At 69.8% G+C, this 20,001-nt stretch carries 17 protein-coding genes; 12 read left to right on the top strand and 5 right to left on the bottom strand.

Annotation, left to right across the window (positions count from 1 at the left end):
- Positions 1-25 precede the first annotated feature (25 nt).
- Both BBH68_RS37065 and BBH68_RS37070 read right to left on the bottom strand, forming a co-directional pair.
- Positions 26-820, bottom strand: coding sequence for an MIP/aquaporin family protein (locus BBH68_RS37065; protein WP_065968309.1), 795 nt, complete (start codon positions 818-820; stop codon positions 26-28).
- A gap of 262 nt (positions 821-1,082) precedes the next feature.
- Positions 1,083-1,847, bottom strand: coding sequence for an IclR family transcriptional regulator (locus BBH68_RS37070; protein WP_065968310.1), 765 nt, complete (start codon positions 1,845-1,847; stop codon positions 1,083-1,085).
- 249 nt (positions 1,848-2,096) lie between these two features.
- Here BBH68_RS37070 and metH point away from each other — a divergent pair, with 249 nt between their 5' ends.
- The 3 genes from metH (at position 2,097) to BBH68_RS37085 (ending at position 8,481) form a co-directional block, all read left to right on the top strand.
- Positions 2,097-5,621 (top strand): methionine synthase, encoded by a 3,525-nt coding sequence (gene metH, locus BBH68_RS37075; protein ID WP_065968311.1) that lies wholly within the window; start codon positions 2,097-2,099, stop codon positions 5,619-5,621.
- A 211-nt stretch (positions 5,622-5,832) separates the two neighbouring features.
- Positions 5,833-6,534 (top strand): HAD family hydrolase, encoded by a 702-nt coding sequence (locus BBH68_RS37080; RefSeq protein WP_065968312.1) that lies wholly within the window; start codon positions 5,833-5,835, stop codon positions 6,532-6,534.
- A 342-nt stretch (positions 6,535-6,876) separates the two neighbouring features.
- On the top strand, positions 6,877-8,481 hold the full coding sequence (locus BBH68_RS37085) for an ABC transporter substrate-binding protein (RefSeq protein ID WP_065968313.1): 1,605 nt from the start codon (positions 6,877-6,879) through the stop codon (positions 8,479-8,481).
- Between the two features lie 58 nt (positions 8,482-8,539).
- Here BBH68_RS37085 and BBH68_RS37090 read toward each other — a convergent pair whose 3' ends face one another.
- Together BBH68_RS37090 and BBH68_RS37095 are read right to left on the bottom strand one after the other, a co-directional pair.
- Positions 8,540-9,211: a response regulator gene (locus tag BBH68_RS37090; RefSeq protein ID WP_014181038.1), complete on the bottom strand. Its 672-nt coding sequence runs from the start codon at positions 9,209-9,211 to the stop codon at positions 8,540-8,542.
- A 13-nt stretch (positions 9,212-9,224) separates the two neighbouring features.
- Complete coding sequence (locus tag BBH68_RS37095) at positions 9,225-10,106, bottom strand: RecB family exonuclease (protein WP_245738494.1); 882 nt, start codon at positions 10,104-10,106, stop codon at positions 9,225-9,227.
- A 130-nt stretch (positions 10,107-10,236) separates the two neighbouring features.
- On the opposite strand from BBH68_RS37095, the gene BBH68_RS37100 reads away from it, so the two are divergent.
- The 3 genes from BBH68_RS37100 (at position 10,237) to BBH68_RS37110 (ending at position 13,463) form a co-directional block, all read left to right on the top strand.
- Positions 10,237-11,487 (top strand): site-2 protease family protein, encoded by a 1,251-nt coding sequence (locus tag BBH68_RS37100; protein WP_104531506.1) that lies wholly within the window; start codon positions 10,237-10,239, stop codon positions 11,485-11,487.
- A 233-nt stretch (positions 11,488-11,720) separates the two neighbouring features.
- Positions 11,721-12,683 (top strand): tRNA (adenine-N1)-methyltransferase, encoded by a 963-nt coding sequence (locus BBH68_RS37105; RefSeq protein WP_065968316.1) that lies wholly within the window; start codon positions 11,721-11,723, stop codon positions 12,681-12,683.
- Between the two features lie 159 nt (positions 12,684-12,842).
- Positions 12,843-13,463, top strand: coding sequence for a hypothetical protein (locus tag BBH68_RS37110; RefSeq protein WP_065968317.1), 621 nt, complete (start codon positions 12,843-12,845; stop codon positions 13,461-13,463).
- Positions 13,464-13,467: 4 nt separating this feature from the next.
- On the opposite strand, the gene BBH68_RS37115 is transcribed toward BBH68_RS37110, so the two are convergent.
- The gene (locus BBH68_RS37115; protein ID WP_104531507.1) at positions 13,468-13,758 is read right to left on the bottom strand and encodes a ferredoxin; all 291 of its coding nucleotides are present in this window, start codon (positions 13,756-13,758) and stop codon (positions 13,468-13,470) included.
- Between the two features lie 255 nt (positions 13,759-14,013).
- Here BBH68_RS37115 and arc point away from each other — a divergent pair, with 255 nt between their 5' ends.
- The 6 genes from arc to prcA all read left to right on the top strand — a co-directional run bounded on the left by arc (position 14,014) and on the right by prcA (position 19,988).
- A complete protein-coding gene (arc, locus tag BBH68_RS37120; RefSeq protein ID WP_065968345.1) occupies positions 14,014-15,780 on the top strand; it encodes a proteasome ATPase in 1,767 nt (588 codons plus the stop codon).
- A 308-nt stretch (positions 15,781-16,088) separates the two neighbouring features.
- Positions 16,089-17,600, top strand: coding sequence for a depupylase/deamidase Dop (gene dop / locus BBH68_RS37125; protein WP_076971107.1), 1,512 nt, complete (start codon positions 16,089-16,091; stop codon positions 17,598-17,600).
- A gap of 134 nt (positions 17,601-17,734) precedes the next feature.
- Entirely contained in the window at positions 17,735-17,953 is a 219-nt protein-coding gene (locus BBH68_RS37130; protein WP_065968320.1) for a ubiquitin-like protein Pup, read from the top strand.
- A gap of 135 nt (positions 17,954-18,088) precedes the next feature.
- Positions 18,089-18,370: an endonuclease VII domain-containing protein gene (locus BBH68_RS40140; RefSeq protein WP_245738497.1), complete on the top strand. Its 282-nt coding sequence runs from the start codon at positions 18,089-18,091 to the stop codon at positions 18,368-18,370.
- Positions 18,322-19,167, top strand: a complete 846-nt coding sequence (gene prcB / locus BBH68_RS37135) for a proteasome subunit beta (protein WP_065968321.1) — start codon at positions 18,322-18,324, stop codon at positions 19,165-19,167. Before BBH68_RS40140 ends, prcB begins: the two co-directional genes overlap by 49 nt.
- Positions 19,168-19,220: 53 nt before the next feature.
- Positions 19,221-19,988 carry a proteasome subunit alpha gene (gene prcA / locus BBH68_RS37140; protein ID WP_076971108.1) on the top strand — a complete coding sequence of 256 codons (768 nt, stop codon included), beginning with the start codon at positions 19,221-19,223 and terminating at the stop codon, positions 19,986-19,988.
- Positions 19,989-20,001: the final 13 nt, after the last annotated feature.

A 20,001-nucleotide genomic window follows, 5' to 3' on the forward strand; every position in this document is an offset into this window, starting at 1 on the left:
TAAGAGGGGGTGGGTGGGGATGGGGCTAGGCGAAGGCGATCTCGTAGAGTCCGCCGGCCAGGGCGCCGCCGATCAGCGGGCCGACGACGGGGATCCAGGCGTAGCCCCAGTCCGAGCCGCCCTTGTTGGGCAGCGGCAGGAGGGCGTGGGCGATGCGCGGCCCGAGGTCACGGGCCGGGTTGATGGCGTAGCCGGTGGGCCCGCCGAGCGAGAGGCCGATGCCGACCACGACGAGCGAGGTGATCAGGACGCCGATGACGCCCAGGCCGTTGCCGTTCCCGTTCAGGCCCTGGGTGAGGATGGCCAGCACCAGCACGGCCGTGGCGATGATCTCGGTGGCCAGGTTCTGCGCGGTGTTGCGGATCTCGGGGCCGGTGGAGAAGACGCCGAGCACCGGGCCGGCGCCGGTCGGCGCCTTGGCCGGGGCGGTGGCCGTGTCCTGCGCGCCGGGACCGCCGACGATCTCGCGGTCGGTCAGATGGGCCTGGAAGTGGCCCAGGTAGGCGACCCACACCAGTGCGGCGCCGAGGATGGCGCCGGTCATCTGGCCGAGCACATAGATCGGCACATCGCTCCACTCGGTGCCGCCCTCGATCGCGAGGCCGAGCGTCACCGCCGGGTTGAGATGCGCCCCGGAGAGCGGCGCCGAGATGTAGGCGCCGGTCAGCACGGCGAAACCCCACCCGAAGGTGATGGCGAGCCACCCCGCGCCGAACGCTTTCGAGCGCTTCAAGACAACACCGGCGACGACACCACCGCCGAGCAGGATGAGAACGGCGGTACCGATGGTCTCGCCGATGAAGATGTCGGAGCTGGACACCCGCGACTCCTTTGTCCTTCGTCCAGATGGACACCGGGAAGCGCCGCGCCACGGGATTTATCCGATGGCCAGCGCCCCTTCGGTGAGGCTTGGTCGGCCCGCGGCGAGTCACACCCTAGCGAATATTGTCGTCAGATGTTCGACAATGCCGACCGACGAACGGCAGTTTTCTGCACGGTGAAGGCTGAGGTCAAGGGTCGTGTGACCGAAAACTCGTACCGGGGCAACCAGGTGCGAACCGACGGATACCAGTCGGTAACTCTCAGAAGCGGCTGGCGCCCAGATCGCGCGAGACGGCCCGCGCGCAGTCCCGCACCGCGGCGACCAGATCGGAGCGCAGCTCGCCCTCCTTGCACACCCGCTCCACCGCGCCGGTGACGCCCACCGCGCCCACCGGCATCCGCCGCCGGTTGTGGATCGGGGCGGCGATCGACGCCACGCCCTCCCAGGTCTCCTCCACGTCCGAACCCCAGCCGCGCGCCCGGGTCAGGTCCAGGACGGACTCGAAACCGGCCATGGAGGTCACCGTGCGGGGCGTGAACGCCTCGCGCGCCGCCTCCGCCGCCTCGCTGTGCGCCACCGGGTCGTACGCGGACAGCACCTTGCCCAGGGCCGTGGAGTGCAGCGGCTGCATCGCCCCCACCTCCAGCACCTGGCGGCTGTCGTCCGGCCGGAAGACGTGGTGGACGATGAGCACCCCCTGCTGGTGCAGCACCCCCAGATACACGCTCTCCCCGCTGGAGCGCGCCAGGTCGTCGGTCCACACCAGGGCGCGGGCGCGCAGCTCGTGCACGTCCAGATAGCTGTTGCCCAGGCGCAGCAGCTCGGCGCCCAGCTGATAGCGGCCCGACGCCTCGTCCTGCTCGACGAAGCCCTCCTGCTGGAGCGTGCGCAGGATGCCGTGCGCGGTGCCCTTGGCCAGCCCCAGCGAGGAGGCGATGTCGGACAGCCCCAGACGGCGCTCGCCGCCGGCCAGCAGGCGTAGCATCGCGGCAGCTCGCTCGAGCGACTGGATGGTCCGTGCCATCGCGCACCCCTCCTGACACTACGGTTCGACAATGCTGAACACTATCGGTCCATGCCGACCCCGCGGTACAGCGGGGAAAGGTTAAACGATCAAAGGCGCCCTCCGAGCGGCACCCCCCGAGCCCCCAAGAACTGTCCCGCCACGTGGAACACCCCCCGTCGAGAGCCCCCCGGCGGCTACGCTGGCCTGGTGCGCCCTCCGGGAGGAGGGCGCAAAGCCGACAGCCGTCGCACCTCAGGGAGCTCACCCATGGCCTCGCACACGCCCACGTCCACAGCCACCGACTCCGCCCACCGGGTCCGCGCACTCCGCGAGGCCCTCGCCACCCGGGTGGTGGTCGCGGACGGCGCCATGGGCACCATGCTCCAGGCCCAGGACCCCACCCTCGATGACTTCCAGCAGCTCGAGGGGTGCAACGAGATCCTCAACATCACCCGCCCCGACATCGTCCGCTCCGTCCACACCGAGTACTTCCAAGCCGGCGTGGACTGCGTGGAGACCAACACCTTCGGCGCCAACCACGCCGCCCTGGGCGAGTACGAGATCTCCGACCGGGTCTTCGAGCTGTCCGAGGCGGGAGCCCGGGTCGCCCGCGAGGTCGCCGACGGCTTCGCCGCCGACGGCCGCCCCCGCTGGGTGCTGGGCTCCATGGGCCCCGGCACCAAGCTGCCCACCCTCGGCCACGCCCCGTACACCGTGCTCCGCGACGCCTACCAGGCGAACGCCGAGGGCCTGATCGCCGGCGGCGCCGACGCCCTCCTGGTGGAGACCACCCAGGACCTGCTGCAGACCAAGGCCGCCGTCCTCGGCGCCCGCCGCGCCCTGGACGCCACGGGCACCGACCTCCCCGTCATCTGCTCGGTGACCGTCGAGACCACCGGCACCATGCTGCTCGGCTCCGAGATCGGCGCCGCCCTCACCGCCCTCGAGCCGCTCGGCATCGACATGATCGGCCTGAACTGCGCGACCGGCCCCGCCGAGATGAGCGAGCACCTGCGCTACCTGGCCCGCCACGCCCGCGTCCCGCTGTCCTGCATGCCCAACGCCGGACTGCCGGTGCTGGGCAAGGACGGGGCGCACTACCCGCTCACCCCCGGCGAGCTGGCCGACGCCCAGGAGACCTTCGTCCGCGAATACGGGCTCTCCCTGGTCGGCGGCTGCTGCGGCACCACCCCCGAGCACCTGCGCCAGGTCGTGGAGCGGGTCCGCGAGCTGGCCCCCACCCCGCGCGACCCGCGCCCCGAGCCCGGCGCCGCCTCCCTCTACCAGACCGTGCCGTTCCGCCAGGACACCTCGTACCTGGCGATCGGCGAGCGCACCAACGCCAACGGCTCCAAGAAGTTCCGCGAGGCCATGCTGGAGGGCCGCTGGGACGACTGCGTGGAGATGGCCCGCGAACAGATCCGCGAGGGCGCCCACCTGCTCGACCTGTGCGTCGACTACGTCGGCCGGGACGGCGTGGCCGACATGGAGGAGCTGGCCGGCCGCTTCGCCACCGCCTCCACCCTCCCCATCGTGCTCGACTCCACCGAGGTCGACGTCCTCCGCGCCGGCCTGGAGAAGCTCGGCGGCCGCGCGGTCATCAACTCCGTCAACTACGAGGACGGCGACGGCCCCGACTCGCGCTTCGCCAAGGTCACCCGCCTGGCCCAGGAGCACGGCGCCGCGCTGATCGCCCTGACCATCGACGAGGAGGGCCAGGCCCGGACCCCGGAGAAGAAGGTCGAGATCGCCGAACGGCTCATCGCCGACCTGACCGGCAACTGGGGCATCCGTGAGGAGGACATCCTCATCGACACCCTGACCTTCACCATCTGCACCGGCCAGGAGGAGTCCCGCAAGGACGGCCTCGCCACCATCGAGGCGATCCGCGAACTCAAGCGCCGCCACCCCGACGTGCAGACCACACTCGGCCTGTCCAACATCTCCTTCGGCCTCAACCCGGCCGCCCGCATCCTGCTGAACTCCGTCTTCCTCGACGAGTGCGTCAAGGCGGGCCTCGACTCGGCGATCGTCCACGCCTCCAAGATCCTGCCCATCGCCCGCTTCGACGAGGAACAGGTACGCACCGCCCTCGACCTCATCTACGACCGCCGCACCGAGGGCTACGACCCGCTCCAGAAGCTCATGGCGCTGTTCGAGGGCGCCACCGCCAAGTCCCTCAAGGCCGGCAAGGCCGAGGAACTGGCCGCCCTCCCCCTGGAGGAGCGCCTCAAGCGCCGCATCATCGACGGCGAGCGCAACGGCCTGGAGGCCGACCTCGACGAGGCCCTCACCGAGCGGCCCGCCCTCGACATCGTCAACGAGACCCTGCTGGACGGCATGAAGGTCGTCGGCGAACTCTTCGGCTCCGGACAGATGCAGCTCCCCTTCGTCCTCCAGTCCGCCGAGGTGATGAAGGCCGCGGTGGCCTACCTGGAGCCGCACATGGAGAAGACCGACGACGGCGAGAACGCGGGCAAGGGCACCATCGTGCTGGCCACGGTCCGCGGCGACGTCCACGACATCGGCAAGAACCTCGTCGACATCATCCTGTCCAACAACGGCTACAACGTGGTCAACCTCGGCATCAAGCAGCCCGTCTCGGCGATCCTGGACGCCGCGCAGGAACACCGCGCCGACGTGATCGGCATGTCCGGGCTGCTGGTGAAGTCCACGGTGATCATGAAGGAGAACCTGGAAGAGCTCAACCAGCGCAAGCTCGCCGCCCAGTACCCCGTCATCCTCGGCGGGGCCGCGCTGACCCGGGCCTACGTCGAACAGGACCTCCACGAGATCTACGAGGGCGAGGTCCGCTACGCCCGCGACGCCTTCGAGGGCCTGCGGCTGATGGACGCCCTGATCGCCGTCAAGCGCGGCGTGCCCGGCGCCTCCCTGCCCGAGCTCAAGCAGCGCCGCGTCGCCAAGCGCGAGGCGGCGGTGGCGGTGGCGGAGCCCGACGAGGGGCCGGTGCGCTCCGACGTGGCCACCGACAACCCGGTGCCCACCCCGCCCTTCTGGGGCAGCCGCGTGGTCAAGGGCATCCAGCAGGCCGACTACGCGTCCTGGCTGGACGAGGGCGCCCTCTTCAAGGGCCAGTGGGGCCTGAAGCAGGCCCGAACCGGCGAGGGGCCGACGTACGAGGAGCTGGCGGAGACCGAGGGCCGCCCGCGGCTGCGCGGCTGGCTCGACAAGCTGCACACCGAGAACCTGCTGGAGGCCGCCGTCGTCTACGGCTACTACCGGTGCGTGTCCAAGGGCGACGACCTGGTCCTGCTGAACGACGACGGCAGCGAACTCACCCGCTTCACCTTCCCCCGCCAGCGCCGCGGCCGGCGCCTGTGCCTGGCGGACTTCTTCCGCCCCGAGGACTCCGGCGAGACCGACGTGGTCGGGCTGCAGGTCGTCACCGTCGGAGCCAGGATCGGCGAGGCCACCGCCGAACTGTTCGCCGCCGACTCCTACCGCGACTACCTCGAGCTCCACGGGCTGTCCGTCCAGCTCGCGGAGGCACTCGCCGAGTACTGGCACGCCCGCGTGCGCGCCGAGCTCGGCTTCGCCTCCGAGGACCCCGCGGACGTGACCGACATGTTCGACCTCAAGTACCGCGGCGCCCGCTTCTCCCTGGGCTACGGAGCCTGCCCCGACCTGGAGGACCGGGCGAAGATCGCCGAGCTGCTGCGCCCCGAGCGGATCGGCGTCAAGCTCTCGGAGGAGTTCCAGCTGCACCCGGAGCAGTCCACCGACGCGATCGTCATCCACCACCCCGAGGCCAAGTACTTCAACGCCCGGTGATCAACGCCCGGTGACGGCCCCGCCGCGCCCGGTACGCGCCCGCACACGCCCGGAGGAAAACCACCGGGCACGCGCGGGCGGACCGTCGTAAACTGGTCGATCCGGTAGAGGCCGGTCGCCTTCCGCATCGCGGAAACCGCTGCATCGCGGTAACCACGGACGTCGCGGGGGACGACCGGCCTTCGTGCCCCTCGCCCCCGGAGGTGATTGGATGACCAGCAGCATCCCCGCCGTCGACACCCGCACGGCCGAAGGCTCCGCCCTGCAAGCCGTCCTGCTCGACATGGACGGCACCCTGGTCGACACCGAGGGCATCTGGTGGGACGCGGAGGTCTCCATCTTCGCCGAGCTCGGCCACGCGCTCGCCGAGGAGTACCGCCATGTGGTCGTGGGCGGCCCCATGACCCGCAGCGCCTCCTTCCTGATCGAGGCCACCGGCGCGGACATCGCGCTCGCCGAGCTGACCGGACTGCTCAACAGCCGCTTCACCGAGCTGCTCGACGGCACCGTGCCGCTGCTGCCGGGCGCGCGCCGGCTGCTCACCGAGCTGTCCGCGCACGGCGTGCCGACCGCCCTGGTCTCCGCCTCCCACCGGCGCGTGATGGAGGCGGTCCTGCGCTCCCTGGGCCCCGAGCACTTCTCGCTCACGGTCGCGGGCGACGACATCGGCCGCACCAAGCCGCACCCGGACCCGTATCTGTTCGCCGCCGCCGGGCTGGGCGTGGACCCGGCGCGCTGCGTGGTCGTGGAGGACACGGTGACCGGGGTGACGGCGGCCGAGGCGGCGGGCTGCCAGGTGGTGGCCGTGCCGTCGCTGGTGCCGATCGAGCCCGCCGTAGGGCGCACGGTCGTCGGTTCGCTCGAAGAAGTCGACGTCCCGTTCCTGCGCACTCTGGTCACGGCATTGCGCTGATCGCGCACCGAGCGTAATTCGGTAAAGGGCGGCCCGGAAAATGGGTTGCCCTAATTCCGCTTGCCTCCCGGTCATGGTCGCCGGGAGTGATGTTTCTCACCGCACGCACCGTCGACAGGGCGGGCACGCTCTGCTTCGGGTCCCCTCTGGCCCGGTTTGCGCGGGTCCATGTGTCCGGATTGATGACATGTCGTGCGGTACGTGACGGCGTCCGGATATCGGAGAACCCTGACGCGTTATCCGGGCGTGATATTGCCTCAACTTCGTTGTGTTCCGGTAGGACTGGCGCCGCGGACTAATCTCTTCGCGAGTAGTTGATCGATCGCAGGGAGACTCCCGACAATGAACCGCAAGTCGCTGGTGCTGCCGGTCCTGGCGGGCCTGATGACCTCCACGCTCACCGCGTGCGGCGGTACCGACGGCGCAGGCTCGGACGACGGCGCGATCGTCGTGGGGAGCACCGACCGGATCGAGTCGTCCAAGGTGGCCACCGCCCCGCTGGACCCCGCCCAGGCCTACGACTTCGCCACCTGGAGCGTGCTGCACAGCACCTTCCAGACCCTGATGAGACTGCCCCGCTCCGGAACCGACCCCATACCCGACGCCGCCGAGACGTGCGGCTTCCAGGACCGGCAGAGCGAGCAGTACCGGTGCAAGCTGCGCAAGGGACTGAAGTTCTCCAACGGCCACGACCTCACCTCCGCCGATGTGAAGTTCTCCCTGGAACGGGTTCTGAAGATCAAGGACCAGAACGGGGTGTGGTCCCTGCTGTCCAACGTGGACAAGGTGGAGACCCCCAACGCGCGCGAGATCGTCATCCACCTCGCCAGCCCGGACGCGACCTTCCCCTCCAAGCTCACCACCCCGGCCGCCGCGATCATCGACAGCGAGGTGTACCGGAAGAACGCGGTGCACAAGGGCTGGGACATGGTGGGCTCCGGCCCGTACACGGCACAGACCGAGGTGAGCGGCAACCGGCTGCGGAAGGTGGTCTTCACCAAGAACGCCGAGTACCAGGGCGACATCGAGCCGCGCAGCGACAAGGTCGAGATGCGCTTCTTCGACGACGCCAAGACCATGGAGCAGGCGCTCACCAAGGGCGACATCGACGTCGTCAACCGCGGCTTCTCGCCCGAACAGCTCGAGCGGCTCGACACCGGCGCGGTCAAGGGCGTCCGGCTGCGGGAGATGTCCGGCCAGGGCATCCGCTACCTGGTCTTCGACACCACCGCGCCGGTGGTGAAGAACAAGGCCGTACGGCAGGCCGTCGCCCGCGTCGTGGACCGCCAGGCCCTGGTGCGCGACGTGTACAAGCGGACCGCCGAGCCGCTCTACTCGATGGTCCCCACCAGCATCTCCTCGCACATCAACTCGTTCCACAACGAGTACGGCGACCCCAACGTCGGCGCCGCCCGCGACCTGCTCCAGCAGGCCGGCGTCGAGACCCCGGTGAAGCTGACGCTGACCTACACCACCGACCACTACGGCCCGGAGACGGCCCAGGAGTTCAAGAAACTCCAGACCCAGCTCAACGCCAGCGGCCTGTTCTCGGTCAGGATCCACGGCGTCAAGTGGACCGAATTCCGCCCCGCCGTCCCCAAGCGCGAGTACGCCGCCTACGGCATGGGCTGGCTCCCCGACTTCCCGGACCCCGACACCTACATCGCGCCGTTCCTCACCAAGGACAACTTCCTCAACTCGCCCTACCGCAACAAGGACGTCCAGGACCAGCTGATACCCAGGACCCGGCAGGAGGCCCAGCGGTCCCTCGCGGTCGGAGACCTCCAGCGGATCCAGGACATCATCGCGGCCGATGTGCCCTATCTGCCGCTGTGGCAGGGCAACCAGTACGTGGCCGCCCGCGACGACATCGTGGGAAGCGAATACCTGCTCGACTCCGCGACCATGCTCCAGCTGTGGGAGCTCGGCCGCGCCAGCGACGGCTGAACCCGGCTCAGGGGAGAGCGCCCCGGGACGCCTTGGCGCGTACCGGGGCGCTCGCGCGTCACTGCGCGCCGGGGCGCACCAGCCCGCTCTCATACGCGTAGACGGCGGCCTGCACCCGGTCCCGCAGGCCCAGCTTCGTCAGCACATGCCCCACATGGGTCTTCACCGTCGTCTCACTGACGAACAGGTCCGCGGCGATCTCCGCGTTGGACAGCCCCTTCGCGACCAGCTTGAGGACCTCCACCTCGCGCTCGGTCAGCGTGTGCAGCGTGTCCGGCACCGGCTCCTCGCCGGACGGCAGATGCCCGGCGTACTTGTCCAGCAGCCGCCGGGTGATGCTCGGCGCCAGCATCGCCTCACCGGCCGCCACCACCCGGATCGCCTGCACCAGCTCATGGGCGGGCGCGTCCTTGAGCAGAAAGCCGCTCGCCCCCGCGCGCAGCGCCTCCACCACGTACTCGTCCAGGTCGAAGGTGGTCAGCACCAGCACCTTCGCCGGACCGTCCCGGCCCGGACCGGTGATCTGCCGGGTCGCCTCCACCCCGTCCATCCGCGGCATCCGGATGTCCATCAGCACCACATCCGGCTGGAGCGCCCGCACCTGGTCCAGGGCCTGAAGGCCGTCCCCCGCCTCGCCGACCACCGCGAGATCCTGCTCGGCCTCGAGAATCATCCGGAAGCCGGTACGCAGCAGCGGCTGGTCGTCGACCAGTAGGACGCGGATAGCCACAGGATCTCCTTCGCTAGACCCGCCCCATTCTGCCGGACGGCGCCGGATGGGCCGCCAGGGGATAAGGCGGGGGAGTCCCACCGAACTCGGGGCAATGCGCCTGGTGGTCGCACCAGCCGCACAGCTTGGTCTGCCGCGGCAGGAACACCCCCGTCGCCGTCGCCTCCGCGATGGCCTCCCACAGGGCCCGCACCTTGCGCTCCACGGCCAGCAGATCCGACTCGCCCGGGTCGTACGTCAGCACATCGCCGCTGCCCAGATACACCAGCTGCAACCGGCGCGGCACCGCCCCCCGCAGCCGCCACAGCACCAGCGCGTAGAACTTCATCTGGAACAGCGCGTCCCCCGCGTACTGCGGGGCGGGGGCCTTGCCGGTCTTGTAGTCGACGATCCGCACCTCCCCGCTCGGCGCCACGTCCACCCGGTCGATATAGCCCCGCAGCGTCAGCCCCGATTCCAGCCGCGTCTCCACATACAGCTCGCGCTCGGCCGGTTCCAACCGGGTCGGGTCCTCCAGCGAGAACCACTGCTCCACCAGCCGCTCGGCATCCGCGAGCCACCGCCCGAGCCGCTCCGGGTCCTCGGCCCCGTCCTCCCCGCGGAACAGCTCCGCCAGCTCCGGCCGCGCCTTCAGCAGCCGCTCCCACTCGCCCGGCACCATCGCACGGGCCCGCGGAGCCGTCCGTTCCGCCGCCGGAGCGTCGAACAAGCGCTCGAGCACCGCGTGCACCACCGTGCCCCGGGTCGCCGCGGAGCTCGGCTTCTCCGGCAGTTTGTCGATCACCCGGAAGCGGTACAGCAACGGACACCGCATGAAGTCCGCCGCACGCGACGGCGACAAGGAGGGCGACGACGGCGACTCGGCCCGTTCGGCCTTACCGGTGGAGGTTCCCATGGCGCAGACCCTACGGCCCACCACCGACAACCGGACGCATACCATCGACGTCCAAGGCCCTCACACTGCATGATCGTGGGGACCATACCGAAGATAGGGGTGCGAACGACGCATCCGACGAGGGGACACCGTGGACAACAGCGGGCAGCGGCAGTCCGACAGCGGGGGAGCGGACCGCACGACCGAGCCCGAGGGCGAGAAGCCACAGCGCCCCCGCGAGGTGGGCGGCGGCTTCCTGATGGGCCGGCCCTTCGGCGTACCCGTATACGTCTCGCCCAGCTGGTTCCTGGTCGCCGCCCTCATCACCTGGGTCTTCGGCGGCCAGCTCGAACGAGTACTCCCCGAACTGGGCGCCGCCCGCTACATCGTCTCGCTCTTCTTCGCGGTGGCCTTCTACGCCTCCGTCCTCGTCCACGAGCTCGCCCACACCGTAGCGGCACTGCGCTTCAAACTCCCCGTACGCCGCATCCAGCTCCAGTTCTTCGGCGGCGTCTCCGAGATCGAGAAGGAGACCGAGACCCCCGGCCGGGAGTTCGTCCTCGCCTTCGTCGGCCCCCTCCTCTCCCTGGTCCTCTCCGGCCTCTTCTACCTCGGCATGCTGGTCGTCGAGCCGGGCACCGTCCCCGGAGTACTGCTGGCCGGACTGATGATCTCCAACCTCATCGTCGCCGCCTTCAACCTGCTCCCCGGCCTCCCGCTGGACGGCGGCCGGATGCTCCGCGCCGTCGTCTGGAAGATCACCGGCAGGGCCATGACGGGCACCGTCGCCGCCGCCTGGACCGGCCGCGCACTCGCCGTCGCCGTGCTCGTGGGCCTCCCGCTGGCCACCCAGACCGGCGGCTTCGGCGACGAGGCCAAAGGCTTCGGCAGCATCGACTCGCTCACCGACGCGCTCCTCGCCGCCATACTCGCCGCCATCATCTGGACCGGCGCCGGAAACAGCCTCCGCATGGCCCGCCTGCGCGAACGCCTCCCCGACCTCCGCGCCCGCACCCTCACCCGCCGCGCCGTCCCGGTCGCGGCGGACACCCCCCTCTCCGAAGCACTGCGCCGCGCCAACGAAGCCGGGGCCCGCGCCCTCGTCGTCGTCGACGGCCACGGCACGCCCACCGCCGTGGTGCGCGAAGCCGCCATCGTGGGCATCCCCGAACACCGCCGCCCCTGGGTCGCGGTCAGCGGCCTCGCCCAGGACCTCAAGGACGGCATGCGGGTCTCCGCCGAGCTCACCGGCGAAGAACTCCTGGACACCCTGCGCGCCACCCCCGCCACCGAATACCTCGTGGTCGAGGAGACCGGGGAAATCTACGGCGTCCTCTCGACAGCAGACGTCGAACGCGCCTTCGTCGCCGCCATGGCAAGAACGCCGGCCTCTTCTGCCTGAGAGGCTCGCTTGCCTCCGGGCGCTCGCCGCGTCCATCAGCGGCCTCCGGCCGCGGGCCTGTCGACACTCCTCGACACTGCGCTCTGTCGCTCGTTCCTCGCTCCGACGCTTGGTCTCCTCGCTCTCGACAGGGGCGCGCCCTTTGGCGCTCGCCTGAGAGGCTCGCTCGCCTCCGGGCGCCCGCGCAAGGGCTCGCGGTCAGGACGTCCCCCCAGGCCGGGTAGGCTGGCCACATGTCCGAACCGACCGGTGCCGCCCGCCGTCGCGGGCCCTTCCAGGTCGGGGACCAGGTCCAGCTCACCGACCCCAAGGGACGCCACTACACCTTCACGCTCGAGGCCGGGAAGAACTTCCACACCCACAAGGGTTCCTTCCCCCACGACGAGCTGATCGGTGCCCCCGAGGGAACCGTCGTGCGCACCACGGGAAACGTCGCGTACCTCGCGCTGCGCCCCCTGCTCCCCGACTACGTCCTGTCCATGCCCCGCGGCGCCGCCGTGGTCTACCCCAAGGACGCGGGGCAGATCCTGGCCATGGCCGACATCTTCCCCGGCGCACGCGTCGTCGAGGCGGGCGTCGGCTCCGGGTCGCTCAGCACCTTCCTGCTGCGCGCCATCGGCGACCAGGGCATGCTGCACTCCTACGAGCGCCGGGCCGACTTCGCCGAGATCGCCCAGCAGAACGTCGAGCGCTACTTCGGAGCCCCACACCCCGCCTGGCGGCTGACCGTCGGGGACCTCCAGGACAACCTCTCCGACAGCGACGTCGACCGCGTCATCCTGGACATGCTGGCCCCCTGGGAATGCCTGGGCCCCGTCTCCAAGGCACTCGTCCCCGGCGGCATCCTGTGCGCGTACGTCGCCACCACCACCCAGCTGGCCCGCACCGTCGAGGCCATCCGGGAGCACGGCACCTTCAACGAGCCCGCGGCCTGGGAGACCATGGTCCGCACCTGGCACGTCGAGGGCCTGGCGGTACGGCCCGACCACCGCATGATCGGCCACACCGGCTTCCTGCTCACCGCCCGCCGCCTCGCGGACGGCGTGGAGCCCCCGCTGCGCCGCCGCAGGCCCGCCAAGGGCGCCTACGGCGAGGACTACGCGGGCTGGGGCGCCGGCGGCGCGGCGGCCGGGGACGCGGGAGCGGCCGGCCGGGCCGCCGAGGGCCCCCGGAACGGCTCAGCCGACCGGGGCTGACCCCACCACCGCCACCCGGCGCCAACACCCGGCCGCGGCCACCGACTTCCCCCCGGAATTCCGCCGGGATTCCCGGGGGAGGCGGTGGCCGCGCCGTGTGAGATGTGGCACGATGCGGGGCACCCCCCGACGCCACCGCTCTCACAGGAGTCACGCCGCGTGCAGCCTCTGGGCCCGGACCTCGCGCACACCCACCCCCGGCCGGTGCACTGGCTCGCGACAGCGGCCGCCCTCGCCGCCGTCGTCGCCGGGGCCGCGGTGCTCCAGCCCTCCGACGCCAAGGCCACGACCGACACCTCCACCGCGGCCGCGCCGGGCACCGGCGCCCCGGTGGTCAAGGCCCCGGACCCCACCGCCGCCCACTACCCGGTGGACTGCGGCCCGGCGAAACTGGACGTCACGGACCGCGCCTCCGGCGATCTGGACGGTGACGGGCGACCGGAGACGGTGGCCGTCGTGCGCTGCCACTCCGCGACGGGCACCCCGCCCAGCGGCATGTACGTCCTCGCCCAGCCGGACGGCCGGAAGGCCGGCGGGGGGCAGGCGGGACAGGGCGCGGGACCGGGGCGGCCGCGGGTCGTGGCCACCTTCCTGGACCCCAAGGAACAGATGAGCGTCAAGGATTTCGCGCTGCGCGGAACCAAGGTTTCGGCCACTTTGCTCGGCTACTCCTCGGAGCAGGTGCCGCGGTGCTGCCCGGACCTTCAGCGCAAGGTCAACTGGCAGTGGAAGGACGGCAGGTTCGCGCTCACGGCGCTGCCGGCGCCGGGCAGTGTCTGAGCCGTCACTCGGCGTCCGGTCCGTAGACCTCGACCCCGTCGGACACCCGGCGCACATGGATGCACTCGCCGGGACACTCCTTCGCGGAGTCCGCGACCTCGGTGAGCAGGGGCAGCGGCACCCGCGTCGTCGCACCCTTGTCCTGGAGCAATTCGTCGTCGGCGCTCTTGACGTAAGCTAGACCGTCGATGTCGAGTTCGAAGATCTCGGGTGCGTACTGGGCACAGATGCCGTCGCCCGTGCACAGATCCTGGTCGATCCAGACCTCAAGGTCACCGAGCTCCTCGTTCCGCACAGTCACGATCTGCCGTCCCCTGATACATGATTCAACATTGACTAAATAGCGCCAGCCTTGGCGGGTGTTGACCGTCTCGACGATACAACCGGTCGCTTTCCGATGTTGTTGGGTGGGTATTCACCTGGCGTGAGGGAGTGCGCAAGGGTGAAGATCGGACACACGCCGACCGGGTTTGTGATCTAGGGGTTTCAACCCGCACCGGCCCAGGTAGGGTCAGGAAGCGTCCAGCTCCCCTTGGAGGAGGTGAGGACCGTGGCAGCCCACGACGACGACATCAACCGCGGCATCCGGCCGGGGCGGGGGTCTGACGACCCAGCCGGCCAGGTTGCCTATCTCGAGCAGGAAATCGCCGTCCTGCGACGCAAGCTCGCCGACTCTCCGCGGCACACGAGGATTCTCGAAGAGCGGATCGTCGAGCTGCAGACCAACCTGGCGGGCGTGTCCGCGCAGAACGAGCGGCTCGCCAACACGCTCCGTGAGGCCCGCGACCAGATCGTGGCCCTCAAGGAGGAGGTCGACCGGCTCGCGCAGCCGCCGGCCGGCTTCGGGGTGTTTCTGCAGGCGAACGAGGACGGCACGGCCGACATCTTCACCGGAGGCCGGAAACTCCGGGTGAACGTCAGCCCGAGCGTCGAGGTCGAGGACCTCAGGCGTGGCCAGGAGGTCATGCTCAACGAGGCGCTCAACGTGGTCGAAGCCATGGAGTTCGAGCGCGCCGGGGACATCGTCACCCTCAAGGAGGTCCTTGAGGACGGCGAGCGAGCCCTGGTGATCGGGCACACCGACGAGGAGCGCGTGGTGCGGCTCGCCGAGCCGCTGCTGGACACCACCATCCGCCCCGGTGACGCCCTGCTGCTCGAGCCCCGCTCCGGCTACGTCTACGAGGTCGTACCCAAGAGCGAGGTCGAAGAGCTCGTCCTCGAAGAGGTCCCGGACATCGACTACACCAAGATCGGCGGCCTGGGCAACCAGATCGAGCTGATCAGGGACGCGGTCGAGCTCCCGTACCTCTACCCCGACCTGTTCAAGGAGCACGAACTGCGGCCGCCCAAGGGTGTGCTGCTGTACGGCCCGCCCGGCTGCGGCAAGACGCTGATCGCCAAGGCCGTGGCCAACTCCCTTGCCAAGAAGGTCGCCGAGGTGACCGGGAAGCCCGCCGGGAAGAGCTTCTTCCTCAACATCAAGGGCCCCGAGCTGCTCAACAAGTACGTCGGCGAGACGGAGCGGCACATCCGGCTGGTCTTCCAGCGGGCACGGGAGAAGGCCAGCGAGGGCACCCCCGTCATCGTCTTCTTCGACGAGATGGACTCCCTCTTCCGGACCCGCGGCTCCGGCGTCAGCTCGGACGTGGAGAACACCATCGTCCCCCAGCTGCTGTCCGAGATCGACGGTGTCGAGGGCCTGGAAAATGTGATCGTCATCGGCGCCTCCAACCGCGAGGACATGATCGACCCGGCGATCCTGCGCCCCGGCCGGCTCGACGTGAAGATCAAGATCGAGCGTCCGGACGCCGAGGCCGCCAAGGACATCTTCTCGAAGTACCTGACCGAGACCCTGCCGATCCACGCGGACGACCTCGCCGAGCACGGCGGGTCCCCCAAGGCCGCGGTCGGCGGCATGATCCAGTCGGTCGTCGAGCAGATGTACACCGAGTCCGAGGAGAACCGCTTCCTGGAGGTCACCTACGCCAACGGCGACAAGGAAGTCCTCTACTTCAAGGACTTCAACTCCGGCGCCATGATCCAGAACATCGTGGACCGGGCCAAGAAGATGGCCATCAAGGACTTCCTGGACCACAACCAGAAGGGCCTCCGCGTCTCCCACCTGCTCGCCGCCTGCGTGGACGAGTTCAAGGAGAACGAGGACCTGCCGAACACCACGAACCCCGACGACTGGGCCCGGATCTCCGGCAAGAAGGGCGAGCGGATCGTCTACATCCGCACCCTCGTCACCGGAAAGCAGGGCGCGGACACGGGACGCTCCATCGACACGGTGGCGAACACCGGTCAGTACCTGTAACACCGCTGTCCGGCTGCGGATGTCCTGGACGGGGCATCCGCAGCCGGATGCGCTTTTCCGACCGCCGAACCGCCGATTCGCCGATCCGGAACAAGTCCACTCCGGACCGGTCGACACAGCGAGCGGCCACCTAGGAGCCGGACCCGAGCAATGACTGAAATGATCGCCTCAGCGCCGCGAAGCGGCTCTAGGCTCTTCGGTACCGCGGCATCGCGGTGCGGGGGATCGGGGGCCGCGCACGGACCGGAAGCACAGCGGTACTTGAGTGCCGACCCCGCCCAGGGGCGGCGCCGGGCAAGGAGGGCCGCATGACCGTACGGCGAGTAATGGGGATCGAGACGGAGTACGGGATCTCCGTCCCGGGTCACCCGAACGCCAATGCCATGCTCACCTCATCCCAGGTCGTCAACGCCTACGCGGCGGCGATGCACCGGGCGCGCCGCGCCCGCTGGGACTTCGAGGAGGAGAACCCACTGCGGGACGCCCGCGGCTTCGACCTCGCGCGCGAGTCCGCGGACGCCAGCCAGCTCACCGACGAGGACATCGGCCTGGCCAATGTGATCCTCACCAACGGCGCGCGGCTCTACGTCGACCACGCACACCCCGAATACTCCGCCCCCGAGGTGACCAACCCCCGGGACGCGGTCCTCTGGGACAAGGCGGGCGAGCGCATCATGGCCGAGGCCGCCCTGCGCGCCGGCCAGCTCCCCGGAGCCCAGCCGATCCACCTCTACAAGAACAACACCGACAACAAGGGCGCCTCCTACGGCACCCACGAGAACTACCTGATGAAGCGGGAGACCGCCTTCTCGGACATCGTGCGCCACCTGACCCCCTTCTTCGTCTCGCGCCAGGTCGTCACCGGCGCCGGCCGGGTGGGCCTGGGCCAGGACGGCCACGAACACGGCTTCCAGATCAGCCAGCGCGCCGACTACTTCGAGGTCGAGGTGGGCCTGGAGACCACCCTCAAGCGCCCCATCATCAACACCCGCGACGAGCCCCACGCCGACGCCGAGAAATACCGCCGGCTGCACGTGATCATCGGAGACGCCAACCTCTCCGAGATCTCGACCTACCTCAAGCTCGGCACCACCTCCCTGGTCCTGTCCATGATCGAGGACGGCTTCATCGCCGTGGACCTCGCCGTGGACCAGCCGGTCCGCACCCTCCACCAGGTCTCCCACGACCCGACGCTGCGCCGCCTGATCACGCTGCGCAGCGGCCGGACACTCACCGCGGTCCAGCTCCAGATGGAGTACTTCGAGCTGGCCCGCAAATACGTCGAGGACCGCTTCGGCGCCGACGCCGACGAGCAGACCCGGGACGTGCTCACCCGTTGGGAGGACGTCCTGAACCGCCTGGAGCGGGATCCGATGAGCCTCTCCGGCGAGCTGGACTGGGTCGCCAAGCGCGAGCTCATGGAGGGCTACCGGCGCCGTGACGGCCTGGAGTGGGACGCGGCCCGGCTGCACCTGGTGGACCTGCAGTACGCGGACGTGCGCCCCGAGAAGGGGCTGTACAACCGTCTGGTGGCCCGCGGCAAGATGAAGCGGCTGCTGGACGAGGACGAGGTGTCCCGGGCCCGGAGCAAGCCCCCGGAGGACACCAGGGCCTACTTCCGCGGCCGCTGCCTGGAGCAGTACGCCGACGACGTGGCCGCGGCCTCCTGGGACTCGGTCATCTTCGACCTGCCGGGCCGGGACTCCCTGCAGCGCGTCCCCACCCTGGAGCCGCTGCGAGGCACCAGGAACCACGTCAAGGAGCTCCTGGACCGCTGCCGCACGGCCGAAGACCTTGTCCGGGTGCTCTCGGGGGGCTGAAATGCTCTTCAACCGGGAATCATCGAGATGGCCTCCGTGCGTTGTACCGAGCGGGAGGCCGATGTCGGACCCGGCTTGTAGGGTCTGATCGACCGATCCATTCGAGCTGGGGCGAACAGAGCGGGGTGAGGGACATGGCGACCAAGGACACCGGCGGCGGACAGCAGAAGGCGTCGCGCTCGACCGAGGAGGTCGAGGAGCAGGCGCAGGACGCGCAGGCGGCGGAAGACCTCAAGGAGCGGCACGAGAAGCTCTCGGACGACGTGGACGACGTTCTGGACGAGATCGACGACGTACTCGAGGCTAACGCCGAGGATTTCGTTCGAAGCTTCGTGCAAAAGGGTGGACAGTAAAGGCCTACAGGCCGCTTTGCCTTCATTTCGAAGGCTTGGGGGGTGAAGGGTGGCTGCCGTGACGGCCTTCAGGTGCGGTGCCGTGAGTGCGTGGCGGAGTACAGCGCCGCGCACTACCGGCGCCGCCGGGAGGCCATGGGAAAGCCGCGCTCGCACGGGATCACCGAAGCCGAGCGTGACGCTTTGGTGGCCTCCCAGGCAGGCGTCTGCTGCATATGTCTGTCGGCTCCGGCCGCACATGTGGATCACTGCCACGAGAAGGGTAGGGTCCGTGGCGTACTGTGCTTCAGCTGCAACGCGGCACTGGGGCAGTTCAAGGATCGGCCCGACGTGATAAGGCGGGCCGCGACATACCTGGAAGGAAACGCGTGGAAGCCAATCCTCGTAGCACCGGGCGTCTACCAGCTGCCTTCCTGACGCCTGGCTCCTCATCCTTCATGGACTTCCTCGGCGCGCACCAGCCCGAGCTGCTCCCCGGAAACCGCCCGCTCCCCGCCGTGCAGGGCGCCATCGAGGCCCCCCACGGCACCACCATCGTCGCGGCGACCTTCCCCGGCGGCGTGGTGCTCGCCGGTGACCGCCGCGCGACGATGGGCAACCTCATCTCCCAGCGCGACGTGGAGAAGGTGTTCCCCGCCGACGAGTACTCGGCCGTCGGCATCGCGGGCACGCTCGGTTTCGCCGTGGAGATGGTCAAGCTCTTCCAGCTGGAGCTGGAGCACTTCGAGAAGGTGGAAGGCACCGTCCTCTCCCTGGAGGGCAAGGCCAACCGGCTGTCGACCATGATCCGCGGCAATCTGGGCATGGCCATGCAGGGCCTGGCCGTCGTCCCGATCTTCGCGGGCTGGGACGTCGACCGCGAGAAGGGCCGCATCTTCTCCTACGACGTGACCGGCGGGCGCTCCGAGGAGCACGGCTTCGCCGCCACCGGCTCCGGCTCGCTGTTCGCCCGTGGCGCGCTCAAGAAGCTGTACCGCGAGGACCTGACCGAATCCGAGACCACCACCGCCGTCGTCCAGTCGCTCTACGACGCCGCCGACGAGGACTCCGCGACCGGCGGCCCCGATCTCGGCCGGCGGATCTACCCCATCGTCACGGTGATCAACGAGGACGGTTTCAAGCGGCTCACCGAGGCGGAGGTGTCCGAGATCGCCCGCACCATCCACGAGCGGCGGCTCGAGGCGCCGGACGGCCCCCGGGCCCCGCTGCTCTGAGGGGACGGTTGATCCGGAATGCATTCGCCATCACAGAAAGGGACGGATAGCCGGTGACGACGCCGTTCTATGTATCGCCTCAGCAGGCCATGGCCGACCGCGCCGAGTACGCCCGCAAGGGCATCGCGCGCGGCCGCAGCGTGGTCGTGCTGCAGTATGCCGACGGCATCCTGTTCGTCGCGGAGAACCCGTCCCGCGCGCTGCACAAGGTCAGCGAGATCTACGACCGGATCGCCTTCGCGGCGGTCGGCAAGTACAACGAGTTCGAGAATCTGCGCATCGGCGGTGTCCGCTACGCCGACCTGCGCGGCTACACCTACGACCGCGACGACGTGACCGCGCGCGGCCTCGCCAATGTCTACGCCCAGACGCTCGGCACCATCTTCTCCAGCGCGGCGGAGAAGCCCTATGAGGTCGAGCTGATCGTCGCCGAGGTCGGGGACGGCCCCGAGGACGACCAGATCTACCGGTTGCCGCACGACGGCTCCATCGTGGACGAGCACGGCTCGGTCGCGGTGGGTGGCAACGCCGATCAGATCAGCAGCTACCTGGACCAGCGCCACCGCGAGGGCCTGACCCTCGCCGAGGGGCTCAAGCTGGCCGTCGAGTCCCTCGCCCGGGACAACAACGGCGGCGAGCGCAGCCTCACCGCCGAGCAGCTCGAGGTCGCGGTGCTGGACCGGACGCGACCGCAGCAGCGGAAGTTCAAGCGGGTCCTGGGCAGCCAGCTGGCCCGGCTCCTGGAATCGGAGGGCACCCCGGCCGACTCCGCCGCCGAGGGGGAGTCCCCGGCCGAGGAGTCCACCGACACCGAGGAGTAACCGCGCCACCCCG

The organism is Streptomyces sparsogenes (assembly GCF_001704635.1).
GTDB lineage: Bacteria > Actinomycetota > Actinomycetes > Streptomycetales > Streptomycetaceae > Streptomyces > Streptomyces sparsogenes.

What these genes read in the sequence shown, in the direction of transcription:
- BBH68_RS37070 (WP_065968310.1), bottom strand. Translation starts at nt 1,847, where the DNA reads ATGGCACGGACCATCCAGTCGCTCGAGCGAGCTGCCGCGATGCTACGC.
- metH (WP_065968311.1), top strand. Translation starts at nt 2,097, where the DNA reads ATGGCCTCGCACACGCCCACGTCCACAGCCACCGACTCCGCCCACCGG.
- BBH68_RS37080 (WP_065968312.1), top strand. Translation starts at nt 5,833, where the DNA reads ATGACCAGCAGCATCCCCGCCGTCGACACCCGCACGGCCGAAGGCTCC.
- BBH68_RS37085 (WP_065968313.1), top strand. Translation starts at nt 6,877, where the DNA reads ATGAACCGCAAGTCGCTGGTGCTGCCGGTCCTGGCGGGCCTGATGACC.
- BBH68_RS37095 (WP_245738494.1), bottom strand. Translation starts at nt 10,106, where the DNA reads ATGGGAACCTCCACCGGTAAGGCCGAACGGGCCGAGTCGCCGTCGTCG.
- BBH68_RS37105 (WP_065968316.1), top strand. Translation starts at nt 11,721, where the DNA reads ATGTCCGAACCGACCGGTGCCGCCCGCCGTCGCGGGCCCTTCCAGGTC.
- dop (WP_076971107.1), top strand. Translation starts at nt 16,089, where the DNA reads ATGACCGTACGGCGAGTAATGGGGATCGAGACGGAGTACGGGATCTCC.
- BBH68_RS37130 (WP_065968320.1), top strand. Translation starts at nt 17,735, where the DNA reads ATGGCGACCAAGGACACCGGCGGCGGACAGCAGAAGGCGTCGCGCTCG.
- BBH68_RS40140 (WP_245738497.1), top strand. Translation starts at nt 18,089, where the DNA reads ATGGGAAAGCCGCGCTCGCACGGGATCACCGAAGCCGAGCGTGACGCT.